The 16,358-nt window shown below is 73.4% G+C and carries 13 protein-coding genes; 6 read left to right on the forward strand and 7 right to left on the reverse strand.

What is annotated here, in order from left to right; translation table 11 throughout:
- From AB0M39_RS38410 to AB0M39_RS38420, 3 genes are all read right to left on the reverse strand, one after another.
- Positions 1-666 (reverse strand): wax ester/triacylglycerol synthase domain-containing protein (locus AB0M39_RS38410; protein WP_365372735.1); only part of this gene is annotated, 666 nt, incomplete at its 3' end.
- 105 nt (positions 667-771) lie between these two features.
- Entirely contained in the window at positions 772-2,844 is a 2,073-nt protein-coding gene (locus tag AB0M39_RS38415; RefSeq protein WP_365372738.1) for a SpoIIE family protein phosphatase, read from the reverse strand.
- A 55-nt stretch (positions 2,845-2,899) separates the two neighbouring features.
- Positions 2,900-3,961: a DUF6777 domain-containing protein gene (locus AB0M39_RS38420; RefSeq protein WP_365372741.1), complete on the reverse strand. Its 1,062-nt coding sequence runs from the start codon at positions 3,959-3,961 to the stop codon at positions 2,900-2,902.
- Positions 3,962-4,117: 156 nt separating this feature from the next.
- Here AB0M39_RS38420 and AB0M39_RS38425 point away from each other — a divergent pair, with 156 nt between their 5' ends.
- From AB0M39_RS38425 to AB0M39_RS38435, 3 genes are read left to right on the forward strand one after another with little or no spacing between them, the layout of a single operon-like run.
- The gene (locus tag AB0M39_RS38425; RefSeq protein ID WP_365372743.1) at positions 4,118-4,936 is read left to right on the forward strand and encodes a YndJ family protein; all 819 of its coding nucleotides are present in this window, start codon (positions 4,118-4,120) and stop codon (positions 4,934-4,936) included.
- Complete coding sequence (locus tag AB0M39_RS38430) at positions 4,933-5,448, forward strand: DUF1990 domain-containing protein (RefSeq protein ID WP_365372746.1); 516 nt, start codon at positions 4,933-4,935, stop codon at positions 5,446-5,448. Before AB0M39_RS38425 ends, AB0M39_RS38430 begins: the two co-directional genes overlap by 4 nt.
- 11 nt (positions 5,449-5,459) lie before the next feature.
- Positions 5,460-6,866 (forward strand): lipase maturation factor family protein, encoded by a 1,407-nt coding sequence (locus AB0M39_RS38435; protein WP_365372749.1) that lies wholly within the window; start codon positions 5,460-5,462, stop codon positions 6,864-6,866.
- Between the two features lie 130 nt (positions 6,867-6,996).
- Here the strand turns inward: AB0M39_RS38435 and AB0M39_RS38440 are convergent, their stop codons facing one another.
- The 4 genes from AB0M39_RS38440 to AB0M39_RS38455 form a co-directional block, all read right to left on the reverse strand.
- A complete protein-coding gene (locus AB0M39_RS38440; RefSeq protein ID WP_365372752.1) occupies positions 6,997-7,170 on the reverse strand; it encodes a hypothetical protein in 174 nt (57 codons plus the stop codon).
- Between the two features lie 558 nt (positions 7,171-7,728).
- Positions 7,729-9,213 carry an SDR family NAD(P)-dependent oxidoreductase gene (locus AB0M39_RS38445; RefSeq protein WP_365372755.1) on the reverse strand — a complete coding sequence of 495 codons (1,485 nt, stop codon included), beginning with the start codon at positions 9,211-9,213 and terminating at the stop codon, positions 7,729-7,731.
- A gap of 185 nt (positions 9,214-9,398) precedes the next feature.
- Positions 9,399-10,127 carry an SRPBCC domain-containing protein gene (locus AB0M39_RS38450; protein ID WP_365372758.1) on the reverse strand — a complete coding sequence of 243 codons (729 nt, stop codon included), beginning with the start codon at positions 10,125-10,127 and terminating at the stop codon, positions 9,399-9,401.
- A gap of 15 nt (positions 10,128-10,142) precedes the next feature.
- A complete protein-coding gene (locus AB0M39_RS38455) occupies positions 10,143-10,811 on the reverse strand; it encodes a helix-turn-helix domain-containing protein (RefSeq protein ID WP_365372760.1) in 669 nt (222 codons plus the stop codon).
- Between the two features lie 502 nt (positions 10,812-11,313).
- On the opposite strand from AB0M39_RS38455, the gene AB0M39_RS38460 reads away from it, so the two are divergent.
- From AB0M39_RS38460 to AB0M39_RS38470, 3 genes are all read left to right on the forward strand, one after another.
- Entirely contained in the window at positions 11,314-13,464 is a 2,151-nt protein-coding gene (locus tag AB0M39_RS38460; protein WP_365372763.1) for a hypothetical protein, read from the forward strand.
- 155 nt (positions 13,465-13,619) lie between these two features.
- Positions 13,620-15,113, forward strand: a complete 1,494-nt coding sequence (gene pelF / locus AB0M39_RS38465) for a GT4 family glycosyltransferase PelF (protein WP_365372766.1) — start codon at positions 13,620-13,622, stop codon at positions 15,111-15,113.
- Positions 15,110-16,336 (forward strand): hypothetical protein, encoded by a 1,227-nt coding sequence (locus AB0M39_RS38470; protein WP_365372769.1) that lies wholly within the window; start codon positions 15,110-15,112, stop codon positions 16,334-16,336. Before pelF ends, AB0M39_RS38470 begins: the two co-directional genes overlap by 4 nt.
- Positions 16,337-16,358 lie beyond the last annotated feature (22 nt).

A 16,358-nucleotide genomic window follows, 5' to 3' on the forward strand; every position in this document is an offset into this window, starting at 1 on the left:
CCGGCTGGAGCGCACCACGGAGGCGCCGACGCCCAGCGCCCGGCCGAGCTCCTCGAGACGGCCGCGGGCGAAGCCGGCCAGCTGGCCGGGGCCGGGCAGCCAGGACCGGGGCGCCACCGGGCGCGGACGGCGGACGCCGCCCTTGCGGGCGTCGGCGATCTCGTCGAAGATCCCGGCGCCGATGGCGACCGCGCGCATCCCGTCGGCCAGCGCGTGATGGAGCTTGACCAGCACGGCGAAAGAGCCCCCGTCGCCCCTCAGGAGATACATCTCCCAGGGCGGCAGACCCCGCTCCAGGGGCCGCTCCATCAGCTCCCCGGCGATCAGCACGGCCTCGGCGGCGAAGTCGCCGGCGGGGAGCCGGACGCGGTGGACGTGCCGGCGCACGTCGAAGTCCTTCGCGGTCTCCCAGATCGCGCCGCCGACGGGCAGCAGGACGTCGCGTACGCGCATCCGCAGCCGGGGGATCGCGGCGGCCCGGCCGGCCAGCAGGTCGAGGATCCGGTCGCCGGGCTCCGGGCCGACGGCCTGCTCACCCACAACGGCCCGCGGGTCCGCGGCGGGGGGCGGCCCGAAGAAGGCGAGCGCGCCCAGATGCATCGGATGCCCAGCGGACTCGAGGTGCCAGAACGCCAGGTCGAGAGGCTCGAGAAGGTCGCTGCTCAATTGATCCTCATGTCCTAGAAGGCCACTGGGGCTCGCAGTCAACCGCTTCCAGTCGGTTACGGTCAAGTACGATCGATTCACGCACAGTTAATAGCAGGTAAATGATCACACGGTCGGCCGGTCCGGGATGATGAATTCGCACCAGACGCACTTGCCGCTGCCCCTCGACTCCACGCCCCAGGCCTCGGCCAGCCGGTCCACCAGCATCAGACCGCGTCCGGAGACCCCCGACTCCCCCGCCTCGCGCCGCCGGGGCAGCGCGCTGGAGCGGTCCTCGACCTCGACCCGCAGCCGCCGCTCCTGGCCGGAGAGCACCCGGACGGTCACGATCGCCCCGCCGTCGGTGTGCATCAGCGCGTTGGTGATCATCTCGTCGGCGGCCAGCTCGATCTCGTCGGCCCGCTCGGCCGCGCCCCACGCCCGTACGGCCGCACGCACCATGTGCCGGGCCGAGCGCAGCGCCTCGGGGTCGCTCTGCGCCACGTGCTGCTGGAGCCGGCCGCCCTGCTGTGTGGCGAACGCGCCCTGGCGCCGCAGCAGCAGGATCGCCACGTCGTCGTCGCCGCCCCGCTCGTCCACCACCTCGCACAGCCGGTCGGCCAGCAGCTGGAGATCGCGCGGGCCGCGGCGCACCAGCGCCGTCAGCATCTGCATGCCGTCGTCGAGGTCCGCGCCCGGCTGCTCGATCAGGCCGTCGGTATAGAGGAGCAGAATCTGACCGGGGTCCAGCTCCACGGTGGCGACCGGGTACTCGAGCCGGCCGAACTCCGCCGAGAGCCCCAGCGGCAGCCCGCCGGCCACCGGCAGCCGCCAGGTGCTGCCGTCGTTGTCCCTGACCAGCGGGTCGACATGACCGGCCCGCACCAGCTGCACGACCCCGGTCGACAGGTCGACCTCCGCGTAGGTGCAGGTCGCGAACCGGTCGGTGTCCAGCTCGTGGAGGAAGACCGAGGCGCGCGCCATCACGGTGGCCGGGGTGTGCCCCTCGGCGGCGTACGCCCGCAGCACGATCCGCAGCTGGCCCATCACCGCCGCCGCGTGGGTGTCGTGCCCCTGCACGTCGCCGATGACCGCGCCGACCCTTCCGCCGGGCAGCGCGATGACGTCGTACCAGTCGCCGCCGATGTCCCGGCCGAGCCGCGCGGAGCGGTAGCGCACCGCGATCTGCGTGCCGGGCACCTCGGGGATCCGGCGCGGCAGCATCGCCTGCTGGAGGCCCTCGGCGAGGTCGTGCTCCTGCTCGTACAGGACCGCGCGGGCGAGGCTCTGCGCGATGCTGCTGCCGAGCGCGACCAGCAGATTGCGCTCGTCGGCGCTGAAGCCGTTCTTGTCGCGGTAGAGCAGGCCGAGCGCCCCGATGGGCCGGGCCTGGGCGATCAGCGGCAGATAGGCGGCCGAGTGGATGTCGAGGTGGCTGATGTGCGGCCACAGCCGGGGGTAGGAGTCGGCGAAGTCCTGCTTGGACTCGATGAAGCGCGGCGCGAGGGTGCGGACCACCTCGCTCATGGGGTACTGGTCGTCGACCCGCGTCCAGCGGGTGCCGGGCACGAAGGACTCCTCGGGCCCCTCGGCGACCAGATGGATCCGGCCCGACTCCAGCAGCCCCATCACCAGGCTGGTCGCGCCGAAGTGCTCGAGGCCGTGCGAGTCCTTGAGCACGTCGATGACGTCCTGCACGGTCCGGGCGTGGGCGAGGGCGGCGGTGGTCGACTCCACGACGCTGGTCTGGCGGCTGCGCTCGATGTTGACCTCGTGGCGGGCGGTGGCGTCGGCCAGCTCCTGGGTGGCGTCGCGGACGATGCCGATGATGCGCCGGGGCCGCCCGGTCTCGTCGCGGCGCACCCGGCCCTGGGTGTGGGTCCAGCGCAGGCTTCCGTCACGGCAGCGGACGCGGAAGTACGCGCCATAGTGGTCGCTGCCGTTCTTGAGAGCCTGGGCGACGATCGCGTCCAGCCGTACGGCCTCGTCCGGCGGCACCCGCGGGGCCAGGCTCTCGGGGTGCCCGTCGTATTCGTCGGGGCGCACATCGAATACGTCGAGACCGGCAGCGTCCACGTGCATCAGCCCGCTGGACAGGTCCCAGTCGAAGCTCCCCATGCGATTGAGGGTGAGGCTCACGTCCGCGTGGGCCGGCCAGTCGTCGGGGAGCGACAAGGCACCCGCTGCCCGATCAGCCATGGGGCCACTCTGTCATCATTTGTCGGTTTCTTCGACCGGTTGAGCGGGGGTCCGCTCAGCCCAGGAGCGTGTCCGTGTCGGCGGGCTCGCCCGCCGGGACGAAGGGGTCCGGCTCGGACGGGGCGACCTGCTGCTCGTCGGGCGTCTCGGGGTCGAGGGGCGGGTCCACGGGCGGGTCGACCGGGGGCGGGACGACGGAGTCCGGGGCGACGGGGTCGGTCGGCACGGTCGGCTGGCCCGGGTCGAGGGGTGCGGTCGGCGCGGTCGGCGCGGTCGTGGCGGTGTCCGTCGGGCTCGGGGACGGGCTGGGGTCGGACGGGTCCCTGAACACGTCGTCGGGGTGGACCGGCGGCGGCATCTCGGGGGCCCTGTCCTCCTCGCCGTCGGTGCCGGTCCGCCGTTCGATCCAGGCGTCGTCGGCGACATCGACGATCACGAGGTTGACGACGACCTGCGGGCTCGCCTTGACGACGACGGCCTGGTCGGGCCGGAAGCCCGCCCACCGCGGCCCCTTGTGGACGACCGCTCCCTTGACGGCGACCGGCGGCTTCAGCGGGTTTCCGCAGGCGCAGCGCACGCGCGGCGCGCCGTACTCGTCCACCAGCACGGCGGTCCCGGCCTGGAGCACGGACTGGTAGCCGGTGGCGGCGCCGTCGCGGAAGCCGTGGTTGGTCACACGGGTGTCCGCGCGCAGCACGACGGGGGTCAGCCCGCGCAGAAAGCCGGGGACCTCGGCCTGGTCGACGCCGGCGGCGGCGCCGAAGGCGCGCGCCTTGGCCTTGTCCGCGTGGAGGTAGCGGACCTGGCGCTCGACGTCGCAGCTGCCCACGCCCTGCGTGCCGCCGTACAGGCCGGGCGTCGAGCCGGTGAAGGTGCGCAGCGTCTGGGAGCCAGCTGGACTTGCGGGCGCACTCGGGTCGGGGGCGGGCGACTTGGCAGAGAGAGCCGAGGCGCGGGCGGTGGATGCGGTGTACGGGTCGGGGCCGGGGGCGGCGAGCGGCTGGAGGTAGACCTGCGGGGAGTCCGCGGCGCTGCTCTCGCCCCCGCAGCCGGAGGCGAGCAGCCCGACGGACAGCGCGGCGACGGCGCCGAGCCATGGACGAATCGGTGCGCGCACGAAGGTCTCCTGCCTCTTCACCTCGAGATGTCCCTTCGAGATGTCCCTCAATTTCTGCCGGAGTACCACCGCACCCGCTACTTGAACGCGTTCAACTTTGCGCATAGGCTCAGCGAGCAAGGAATTGAACACGTTCAAAGCCGGGGGTGGGGTGCGATGTTCGCACTGGTCAACCTGATCGTGATGCTCGGAATGCTGGCGATCGTGCCCGCCGGGCTCGCTCTCGTCGACGCGGACGGACTCGCGTCCATTCGGCGGATGTGGCCGCTGTTCGCCGTCCCCGGCGCGATCGCGCTCTGGCTCGACAGGTCCGCCGCCGCCACCGCGCTGGCGGCGGTGTACGCGCTCGGCACGCTGGTCCTCGCGGCGCAGGCCCCCCGGCGACTGGCTCGCACCCGTTCGCTGGCGCCCGCCGAGATCGCGGTCCTCACCGCGCTCGTCACGCCCTCGGTCGCCGGACTGGCGCTGGTCGCCGAGCGCTCGGGGCACGAGCTCTTCGGCTTCAGCCTGCCGATCCTCGCGCTGACCGTGCCGCACTTCCACTACGCCGGTTTCGCCGCCGCGCTGGTGGCGGGCCTGGTCTGCCGTGCGGCGCCCGGCCCCGCCGCGCGCTTCGCCGCGCTCAGCGTCCCGCTCGGCACGCTGCTGGTCCTCGCGGGCTACTTCGTCGACGACTGGGCGGAGCTGGCGGGAGCGCTCGTGCTCACCGCGGGCATGTGGGCTGTCGCCCGGGTCACCTGGCGCGACGTCCGGGCCGGCGAGCGGGACCGGACGCTGCGCGCCCTGCTCGCCGTGTCGGCCGCGGTGCTGGTCGCCACCATGCTCCTCGCCCTGAGCTGGGCGCTCGGCGAGGCCACCGGACTGCCCCACCCCACCCTCACCTGGATGGCCGCCACCCACGGCCTCGGCAACGCCCTCGGCTTCGCACTCTGCTCGGTGCTGGCCTGGCTACGGATAAAGGAGACAGCGGCATGAACCGCGCCCGCACCCTCAACTACCCCGAGACCGGGGCCACCCGCCTCGGACCGCTGCCCGACGGCTACCACCACCTCCACCACACGGTCCGCGTCGGCCGCGGCCGCGCCGCCTTCGAGACGGCGGGCGAGGCGGTCGTCACCTGGCGGATGCACCGCCGCTCGGGAGCGCGGGTGCGCGCCGACGCCGAGCGCGCCGAGCCCGGCGCCCGGGTCGAGGTCTCCGCCGGCGTCGGCCCGCTGCGGTTCGCCGCGCCCTGCGAGGTGATCTGGACGGCGTACGAGAGCGACCGCACCGGCTTCGCGTACGGAACGGTGAGCGGACATCCCGAGCGCGGCGAGGAGTCCTTCGTGGTCGACCTGCGCGACGACGGCTCAGTCTGGTTCACCGTGATGGCCTTCAGCCGCCCGGCCGTCTGGTACACCCGGCTGGCCGGCCCGCTGGTGCCGGTGCTCCAGAAGCTCTACGCCCGTCGGCTCGGCAACGTCCTGCGACGCATGCTGCACGGCTGATACTGGGAGTAATGGAATGGTTCAGCGACGGTGACTACTGGCTGAGCCGGCTGGTCTTCCAGCGGGCTCTGGCCGGCGTCTATCTGGTGGCCTTCCTCGCCGCCGCCTTGCAGTTCCGGGCGCTGATCGGCGAGAAGGGCATGCTGCCCGTGCCCGCCCATCTGCGGCGGACGCCGCCGCGGATCGCCCCGACGCTCTTCCGGCTCCACTACTCCGACCGGTTCTTCGCATGGATCGCCTGGTCGGGCGCCGCGCTGTCGGCGGCGCTGGTCGCGGGCGCGGCCGACGAGGCTCCGCTGTGGGCGGCCATGGCGTGCTGGGCGGTCCTGTGGGCGCTGTACCTGTCGATCGTCAACGTGGGGCAGACCTGGTACGGCTTCGGCTGGGAGTCTCTGCTGCTGGAGACCGGGTTCCTCGCCGTCTTCCTCGGCAACGAGCGCACCGCTCCGCCCGTGCTGGTGCTGTGGCTGCTGCGCTGGGTGCTGTTCCGGGTGGAGTTCGGCGCGGGCCTGATCAAGCTCCGCGGCGACGAGTGCTGGCGGAAGCTGACCTGTCTGGACTACCACCACGAGACCCAGCCGATGCCGGGCCCGCTGAGCTGGTTCTTCCACCGGCTGCCCAAGCCCTTCCACCGGGTCGAGGTAGCGGCCAACCATGTGACCCAACTGCTCGTCCCCGTGCTGCTGTTCACACCGCAGCCGGTCGCGAGCGTCGCGGCCGGGGCGGTCGTGCTGACCCAGCTGTGGCTGGTGCTCTCCGGCAACTTCGCCTGGCTGAACTGGCTGACCATCGCGCTCGCGCTGTCCGCCGTCGACGGCTCGCTGATCGCGGCCCCGCACGCGCTGCCCGCGCCCCCGCTCTGGTACGAGATCGTCGTGCTCGCCGTCGCCGCCCTGGTGCTGGCCCTGAGCTACCGCCCGGCCCGCAATCTGCTCTCCCGCCGCCAGGCCATGAACCGGTCCTTCGACCCCTTCCACCTGGTCAACGCCTACGGCGCGTTCGGCACGGTCGGCCGGGTCCGCCATGAGGTGGTGGTCGAGGGCACCGAGGAGCGGGTGCTGCACGACGGGACGGTGTGGCGGGAGTACGCGTTCAAGGGCAAGCCCGGCGATGTGCGCAGGACTCCGCGCCAGTACGCCCCGTACCATCTGCGGCTGGACTGGATGATGTGGTTCGCCGCGCTGTCCCCCGCGTACGCGCGCTCCTGGTTCGGCCCGTTCGTGGAGCGGCTGCTGGACGGCGACCGGGACACGCTGCGGCTGCTGGGCCCCAATCCGTTCCCTAACGCGCCCCCCGCGTACGTCCGCGCCAGGCTGTACCGCTACCGGTACACCACCTGGCACGAACTGCGGTCCACCGGGGCCCGGTGGCACCGCACCTATGTACGCGAGTTCCTCAGGCCGACCAGGCTGCTGTGATCACCTTGGATCGAGTGAACCGCTCTACGGCGAGGGCCTGTTGACGGCAGCCGCCCGGGAGGCGACCGCCCCCGGACACACCTGTACCCCCTGCCTGCGCGGCAAGGGGTACAGGCCCGAAGCCATCCGCTCAGTCGATGCCGGGCAGAATGTGCGGCTCGGCGAGGTCGTCCTCGTAGCCAGCCAGCCGAATCGGGGCCGAACGGGCCCAGACTTCAAGGTTTCGCAGTTCATCAGGCCGGCCGGCCCGTTCGCCGCCGCGTTCCGACGGTCGCTGCTCGTGCTTCGATTTTTCAGGTGTCACCGCGCACTCCTCTGTGTCGCGAAACTGGGACAAGGGGGCAGTTCGGTCGCGGTGGCGCCGGTGCTCGGGCGGGACCGCAGCCTGGTTGCAGACGTTGTCCCAGGACGGCCAAGGGGGTTTCGTGGATCCCTTGGTGGCGTCCGTTCACCCCAGAGTAACCAAATGAGCGGGGCCCCGCTCGATGGGGCCTGTACGTCTACTCAATTCCGGCCAACGGCCTATCCGGTCAGCTTTGATGACAGAGTCGCCCCGCCGGGCCAGACACGCCATCGGGACGCATGTGGGCAGGCCGGAACAACAGGCCGCGGGGAAACCGGCGCTGGGCCGAACAGGTGAATACCGGCCTCCGGCCGCACGAGCGCGGGGCTCGGGCGCGGGCCTGGTCGAGGCGTCCGGGTCGAGGCGTCGGAGTCGAGGCATTCCGGGTCGAGGCGGACGCCCGTGGACGCGAGCACACCTGGGCGGACATACCTGGAGCCGGATACGCGAGGACGGCGGCACGAGGGCGCGCCGGGTGGGGCGCGCCGGCTCGTCCGCCGTCCGTGAAGCAGTCGCGGGCTACCAGTTCGCGGGAGCGTAGTCCTTGAGGAAGCAGCCGTAGAGGTCCTCGCCGGCCTCGCCGCGCACGACCGGGTCGTACACCCGGGCCGCGCCGTCGACCAGGTCGAGCGGAGCGTGGAAGCCCTCGTCGGCGAGGCGCAGCTTGTCGAAGTGCGGGCGCTCGTCGGTGATCCAGCCGGTGTCGACCGAGGTCATGAGGATGCCGTCGGTCTGGAACATCTCCTGGGCGCTGGTCCGCGTCACCATGTTGATCGCGGCCTTGGCCGCGTTGGTGTTCGGGTGCCCCGCGCCCTTGTAGCCGCGGCCGAAGACGCCCTCCATCGCCGAGACGTTGACGACGTAGGCGCGTCCGCTGGACGCCTTCTTGGCGGCCTCGGCCATCGCCGGCCGCAGCTTGCTGATCAGGATGAACGGCGCCGTGTAGTTGCACAGCTGGGTCTCGAGGAGCTCCACCGGGGAGATCTGCTCGATGGTCTGCACCCAGGTGTTGGTATCGACGACGTCCGGCACCAGGCCGCCCGCGTCGATGGCGCTGCCGTCGCGGTGCCGCTCGACGCTGGCGTTGCCCGCGACCAGCGCGAGGTCGGCGACCTGCTGCGCGTCGAGGCCGCTGACGCCTACGGGCAGCGCGGTCGTCCCGCCGAGCTCGCCGACCGCGCCGGAGTTGAAGGCGCCGATCACGTGGTGGGCGGGGAGCTCGCCGGCGGGCAGCGGGGCGCTCTCGCCCTCGACCAGGGCGGCGTAGGCGGAGGGCAGGCGGCGCACGGTCTGCGTCGCGTTGTTGATGAGGATGTCCAGCGGACCGTCCGCGGCGAGCTGGTCGGCCAGGGCGACGGCCTGCGCGGGGTCGCGCAGGTCGATGCCGACGACCTCGAGGCGGTGCATCCAGTCCGCCGAGTCCTCCATGGCCTTGAAGCGGCGGATGGCGTCCTTGGGGAATCGGGTCGTGATCGTGGTGTGGGCGCCGTCGCGCAGCAGCCGCAGCGCGATGTACATGCCGATCTTGGCCCGGCCGCCGGTGAGCAGCGCGCGCTTGCCCGCGAGGTCGGTGCGGGCGTCGCGCCGTGCCCGGTTCAGCGCCGCGCAGGCCTGGCACAGCTGGTGGTAGAAGAAGTCGACCTCGACGTACCGCGTCTTGCAGGTGTAGCAGGAGCGGGGGCGCTGGAGTATCCCGGCGATCTGGCCGGCCTCGGTGACGGAGGAGGGCAGGATGCCCTCGGTCTCGTCGTCGATCCGCTGCGCGGAGCCGGTCGCGGTGGCCTCGGTGACCGCCTTGTCGTGCGCGGTCTTGGCGGCGCGGCGCTCCTGGCGGCGGCGCTGCTTCACGGTGCGGTAGATGCCCGCGGTGGCCCGGCGGACGGTGATCGCGTCGGGGTGGTCGACGTCCAGCTTGTCGAGCTCTTCGAGCACGCTCAGGCAGACGGCAAGCCGATCGGGCTCGATGCCCGGTCCGTACACCAGGCTGTCCTCTGTCACCGTCATCGTCCCAGCCGTTCCTCTGCCACTCGTGCGCCGTCTTTACAAAAGCGCCACTTTACTGAGTGTTGAGGTGTGGACAAAATGCCGAACGTCACATCTGGGCCCGCGGGCGCCCGGCCCGGCGCCCGCACCCGGCGACCGACGCGGCCGGACGGCGTGCCGCGCCCCGGGGTGCGACGCCGCGCCGGCTAGGAGAAGAGGCCGGCGAGCCGGCTCGCCCAGGCCTCCGCGTTCTTGTCCGCGTCCGCGCCGGGGGCGAAGTCGTGGACGCTGACGCCGACGGGGGCGCCGAAGTGGTTCCGCCCGAAGATCCGGTACATCGCGTCGTCGGTGCGCAGCCCGACGAAGTAGGCGCTGCGATAGTCGACGACGGCCTCGACCGGACCCGCGCCGGGGAGGTCGACATGGACCGTCGTCCCCTCGGCCGCTCCCTCCGGCAGACCCAGGCCGCGGCTGACCGCCTCGAGGCCGTCCGGGGCCGTGGACGAAGCGGGGGCGTCGGCGCTCGCGAAGACGGCGGGCCGGCCCGAGAAGTGGGCGAGGTACTGGCGCAGGGTGTGCAGATAGAAGTCGGTGTGCTTGTTCGCGCCGTCGTACTGGTTGTCCCAGTCCTCGACGAGGATGCCGCTGTGCACATAGCGGACCCAGGAGCCGCCGCCCTCGCGGGGCTCGACGACGTAGTCCAGCTGGTTCATGGTCTGCTGGCTGATGCCCTCGACGTCCTCCGTGCGGCCGGTCAGCCGGCGCGGCGGGTCCCAGGCCGTGACGGTCCCGCCGAAGGGGGCCGCTCCCCCTTCGCGGGGCTCGTACTCCAGCGGCCACAGCCAGCCGGCCGTGCCCGTGGTGATCGCGTCCCACACCTGCTCCGGGCTCGCTTCGGTCTCGAACTCCCGGACGATCTCGAATTCCTTGGACATGACGTCTCCTGACGTTCAGGCGCCCTGCGGCGCGTCGACGGCGCCCCGGACGCCGGCGGGCGCGGCGGACGCACCCGGGCCGACGTCGCCCGGAGCCGGGGGGTTCTTGAGGGTCGGGTGGACGGCGACGACGATCCGGTGCTCCCGGCCGCCCTCGGCGTGCTCGTCGTGGTACTTCGCGATCAGGGCGCTCACGCCCTGGGTCAGCTCCTCCACGAAGGCGGCCCGGTCGGCGGCCGAGGCGAAGCGCACCTCGCCGTCGAGCGCGAAGGTCGCGAGCCGCTTGCGGGCCTTGGCGGCGCCGGTGATCAGCGCTCCTACGTCGCGCACGAGCCGCGCGGCGACCGCGAGCAGCCAGCGCGCGGAGAGCTGGTCGCGGAAGCGGGCCGGGTCGGGCTCGACGGCGGCCAGCGCGAGGGGCGAGATGACGTACGAGGCCGCGGTGGCCCGCATCAGCCGCTCGGTGACGTTGCCCTTCTTGCGCTCCCCGGCCAGCTCGACCAGGCCGTGCCGCTCCAGCGCTTTGAGGTGGTAGTTCACCTTCTGGCGGGGCAGCCCGACCCGGCCGGCGAGCATCGCCGCCGACGCGGGGCCCCCGGCGAGCTCGGCGAGCAGTCGCGAGCGCATGGGGTCCAGCGATACGGCGGCGGCCGCCGAGTCCTCGATCACGGTCACGTCCAGCATGGCTCCACGCTCTCACCGAAAACTTTTCTTGTCCAGACTCATTCTGTTGTCGGCGAGTCCTGGTCGGCGCGCCCCGGCCGCACAGGGCTCGCGATCCGGCCGGCCGACCGGCGACGATCGGCCACCTCTCGGCGATCAGTAATTGGCCGAATCCAGAGAGCGACCGCCGTACGAAATATTGGTAGAGACCTCTGGCAGTCGAGGCGCGTCACCGGCGGCCGCCTTCCCGCCCCCGACCTGGACGACAGCCCTCCGGGACCCTGTGGGACCACCCCTTCGGAGCCCCGAACCGCGCGGTGATCCGCTCACCGCTCATGACTGCACGGTGCATCCATTTCCCGCCAGGTTTCACAATGCCCTCACCTTTCAACCACTTCGCGCCTCACTATGTGATCGACAGAGCGGATCGTGTGGGGCGTCGTCGTCACGCGCCACCACCGCAGGGGGGAACGGGGCATGCCGGACGGGGGTCCGGCATGCCCCTTCGGGGAGGAACCATCACATGAGGCACACCGCCCGCACGGCTGCCTTGGCCACAGCCGGCGCACTGATCCTGGCGCTCGCGGCGCCGTCCGCGGGGGCCGCAGGCGCAGCCGCGGCGCCCGCGCCGCGGATCGATCTGAGAGTGCTGGTGGTGGACGACGGGGGTCCCGCCATCGCGGCGATCACCGCCGAACTCGACGGCGCGGGAACGCCGTACACCCGCGTCGACCTGCACAACGCGGGTCGCCCGCTGATCGACGCGGCCTTCCTCGCCGACACCGTCGACGGGCGTCCGCGCGCCAGGTTCCAGGCCGTCGTGCTGCCCAGCGACAGCCCGGCCGGCGTCGGCGCCTCGGAGCTGAACGCGCTGGCCTCGTACGAGAAGGCCTTCGCGATCCCGCAGGTCGACGCGTACACCTACGCCCGGCCCGAGGTGGGCCTCGACTACCCGTCCAACGGCGGGCACAGCGGCCCGCTGGACGGGGTGCGCGCCGAGGTGACGGCCGCGGGCAAGGCAGGCCCGTTCGGCTATCTCGACGGCCCCGTCCCCTTCGAGGACAACGCCCCGGGCGTCGACGAGAGCTACGCGCACCTCGCCAGGCCCGCCGCGGGCGCGGACTTCACCAGCTACGTCGACGCGCCGGCGCCGGGCTCGAACCAGCGCGGCTCCCTCGTCGGCGAGTACCGCCACGACGGCCGCCGCGAGCTCGTGGTGACCTTCGCCTACAACCAGCACCAGCGGCAGTTCCGGCTGCTCGCCCGCGGGATCGTCGACTGGATGACCCAGGGCGTCCGCCTCGGCGCGGCCCGCAACTACTTCGCCGTCCACGTCGACGACGTCCTCGCCGCCGACGACCGCTGGGACACCGTCCTCAACTGCACCCCGGGCGACGTGGACTGCGCCCCGGGACAGGGCGAGCCCGACCCGATCCGGATGACGGCGGCGGACGCGCGGCATGCGGCCCAGTGGTCCGCGGACAAGGGCGTCACCCTCGACATGGTCTACAACGGCGGCGGCAGCGAGCTGTTCAAGGAGGAGCACGGCGGCGCCGACCCGCTCGCCCAGCAGCTCATCGCCGACAGGAACAGCTACCGCTGGGTCAACCACACCTACAACCACCCCTTCCTCGGCTGCGTCCAGGACGTCAGCGCCGTGCCGTGGAGGTGCGCTGAGAACCCCGACGGCTCGGTGAAGTACGTCGGCCGCGCCGAGATATCCGCCCAGATCGGCGACAACCGCGCCTGGGGCCTGCGCGCCGGGCTCCCCCTGCGGCACGACGAGCTGGTCACCGGCGAGCACTCGGGGCTGAGGATCCTGCCGCAGCAGCCCGCCGACAACCCCCACCTCGCCCCCGCGCTCGGCGACAACGCCGTCGGCTGGCTCGGCTCGGACAGCTCCCGCGACCGCGCCCAGCGCCGCGTCGGCGCCGCCCTGACCGTGCCGCGCTACCCGATGAACGTCTTCTACAACGCGGGCCGCACCGCCGAGCAGATCGACGAGTACAACTGGATCTACACCCGCGCCGCCGACGGCGGCAGCGGCATCTGCGAGCGGGCGGCCGGCTCCACCTGCCTGCCCGGGCCGCTGGACGCGGTCACCGGGTACACGGACTACGTGGCGCCGCTGGAGGCCCGCATCGGGCTCGGCCATGTGCTGGCCAACGACCCGCGTCCGCACTTCATCCACCAGTCCAACCTCGCCGAGGACCGCATCGCCTACCCGGTGCTCGACCGGATCGTCGACGACTACGCGGCCCTGTACGCCGACAGCGCCCCGCTGGTGAACCTCCGTCAGCGCGACATCGGCGCGGAGCTGCGGGAGCGCGCCGCCTGGAGCGCCGCCGTCGCCGCGGGCCGGGTGACCGCGTACCGCATCGGCGACGCCGTCACCGTGCAGGCTCCCGCCGGGGTCAAGGTCAGCGCCACCATGCCGGCCGGCGCCCGCCAGAGGCTGCTGCTCGGCACTGCCGCGTTCGGCAGCCCGTACGCGGGGACCGTCTCCGGCTGGGTCGCCCCGGGCCTGCTCCAGGACCGGGTCGCCCTCACCCTGCCGAGCGCGCCGACCGGCGCCGGCCGCGCCGCGAAGGCCGCTCCCGTCGCGCCGCCGGCACCGCGGATGCCCGTGCCCGAGGGCGTGCGCAAGCGGGTCCCGTACGGCGTCACCGGCTGACGGCTCCCCGCCCGGGCAGCGTCGGCGACGGCCCACAGGGGCCCCCGACGCAACGCGCGACGCCCGGCGCGCTCTCTCGCTCGACGCGCCCTCGCCCGCCCGACCGGCCGGCGGGGCCGCCTCCTCCCTTCTCGCTCTCAGGGGATCAGTTCCACATGGAGTCACTCCGCGCGCCGCGGTCCGGCGCGCCTTTGGTCACCCTTCTCACCGAGGGGACATATCCGCACAGCCACGGCGGTGTGAGCGTGTGGTGCGACCAGCTCGTCACCGCAATGCCCGACGTCGACTTCGAGGTCATCGCGGTGACCGGCACCGGGCGGGAGCCCCTCGCCTGGGAGCTGCCCGCCCATGTCCGACCGCCCGTCACCGTCCCGATGTGGGGCCCCGATCCGGTCGGCGCCGCGCCGCGCGGCCGCCGGCTGCGGCAGCTGATGAGGACGTACGAGAGGTTCCTGACGGCGCTGCTCGACCCGGCGGGCGAGCAGCACTTCTCCGCCGCGCTGTACGAACTGGCGCACGCCGCCCGCGACGGACACCTCTCCCCCGCGCTGCGCTCCGACCGCGCCGTGCGCACCCTGGTCGGCGTCTGGAGCAGAAGCGATCTGCCGGTGCACGCGGCCCGGCCCACCCTGCACGACGCGCTCACCGCGACCGACCTGCTGGAGCACGCCCTGCGGCCGCTGGCCGCCGCGCCGCCGGAGCGCGGTGTGTCGCACGCGGTCAGCGGCGGCATCGCCGCCCTGCCGGGGCTCGCGGGCCGTCAGCTGCACGGGGTGCCGCTGCTGCTCACCGAGCACGGGGTCTATCTGCGCGAGCGCTACCTCGGCTACCGCACCGGCCCCTACCGCTGGCCGGTCAAGGCGCTGCTGCTCGGCTTCTTCCGGCTGCTCGCCGAGGAGACGTACCGCGTGGCCGCCCTGGTCACCCCCGGCAACCGCTACAACCGGCTGTGGGAGGAGCGCGGCGGGGCCGACCCGCGGCGGATCCGCACGGTCTACAACGGGGTCGACCCGGCGGCGTTCCCGCCCGCCGGGCCCGAGCCCGAGCAGCCGACGCTCAGCTGGGCGGGCCGGGTCGACCCGATCAAGGACCTGGAGAGTCTGATCCGGGCGTTCGCGCTGGTGCGCGCGGAGGAGCCGGCGGCGCGGCTGCGGCTCTTCGGCGGCACTCCGCGCGGCGGCGAGGCCTACCGGGAGCGGTGCGAGGCGCTCGCCGCCGAGCTCGGGCAGGCGGACGCGGTCACGTTCGAAGGGCGCATCGAGGACATCCGCGACGCGTACGCGGCCGGGAGCATCGTGATGCTCTCCTCCATCAGCGAGGGGTTTCCCTTCACTCTGATCGAGGCGATGTCCTGCGGACGCGCCACCGTCTCCACGGACGTCGGCGGGGTGCGGGAGGCCGTCGGGGACAGCGGGCTGGTCGTGCCGCCGAGGGAGCCGGAGGCGATGGCGCGGGCCGCGCTGGAGCTGCTGCGCGATCCGCGGCGCAGGGCGGCGATGGGCGAGGCGGCCCGGCTGCGGGTGATCGAGCAGTTCACGCTCCGCCAGACGGTGGACAGCTTCCGCTCGATCTACCTCGAACTCGCCCTGGGGACGGCGGAGTCGGCGGCCGATGCCTGGGCGAGGCCGCGGGCGGGGGTCGTCGTATGAGCGGCCCGCTCAGGCTCGTCCCCGGCGAGGGCGACTGCCTGCCGACGCTGCCCAGGCCGCGCGGCGGACCCCGCCGCAGGCCCAGCTGGGCGCACGACCCCATCGACGAGCTCGCCGAGCGGCTCGTCGAGCCGGTCGCCGCGGCCGTCCACCCCTACGAGGTGGCCGCGCTGCTGGAGTCGGACGGCCTGACCGGCGATCAGATCACCGAGCGCTACGCGCGTCCCGACCTGTTCACGCTGGCCGAGGACCTCTACGAGCGGGTGCCCCGGCACTACCCGGAGCCGCCGCCCGCGCCCGACCCCTGGCGGCCCGACCCGCTGCGCTGCGCGGTGCGGGGCCTGGTGTTCGCCCTGCCCGGGCTGGCGTATGTGCTGGCCGCCGGGGTGTGGCGGGGATCGGCCGACGTCACCGGGCTGATCGTCTGCGCGCTCGCGGCCTGGGCGTGGAACCAGGCGCTCGCCCACCGCGCGTATCTGCGGCTCGCCTCCGGCGGACCGGCCGCCGCGGGGCGGACGCTGCGCGTCGGCGCGCCGGTCGGCGCGCTGGGGGCGGCCGTCGTCGGGCTGGCCGTCTCCGGGCCGGGCGCGGGCGCTGCGTTCGCCGCCGGGCAGTCCTGCTACCTCGCCGCGGCGACCGTGCTGCTCGTCCTCGGCCGCGAGCGCGTCCTGCTGCTCAGCCTGTCGCCCGTCGCCGCGGGCGCCGCATCGCTCCTGGTGTGGCGCCCCTGGCCGCCGCTCGCCCTGGCGCTGCTCCTGGCGACGGCAGCGCTCGCCGTCGGCGCCGCGGGGCACGCCGTACGGACCGTGCTGAAGAAGCAGGGCGGCGCCGGCACGGCGCCGCCCCTGCTGCGCTCCCTGCCGTACGGGCTGTTCGGCCTCGCGGCGGGCGTGCTGGCGGCGCTGGCCGGGGCGCACGATCCGCGGTCGGTCGTCGTCCTGACGCTCAGCATGGGTTTCGCCGAGTGGCTGCTCTACCGCTACCGCTCGCTGGCCGTGGCCGCGCTGCGGTCCAGCGCCACCCCCCGGGGATTCGCCCTGCGGGCCGGGCGGACGCTGGCGCTCTGCCTCGGCGCGTATCTGGCGCCGCTCGCGCTGGGCGCGCTGGCCGCCGGCGCCGAGCCCGCGCCGGTGATCGGCCTGGGGGCGGTAGCTGGTTCACCGAGTCCCGGGCGCGCTCGTCCGCGCCGGGGTCGTCGGAGTCGGGCAGCTCGGGGTGCTTGAACAGCCCGGCGGCCACGTCGAT

It is taken from the genome of Streptomyces sp. NPDC051907, assembly GCF_040681075.1.
Taxonomy (GTDB): Bacteria; Actinomycetota; Actinomycetes; order Streptomycetales; family Streptomycetaceae; genus Streptomyces.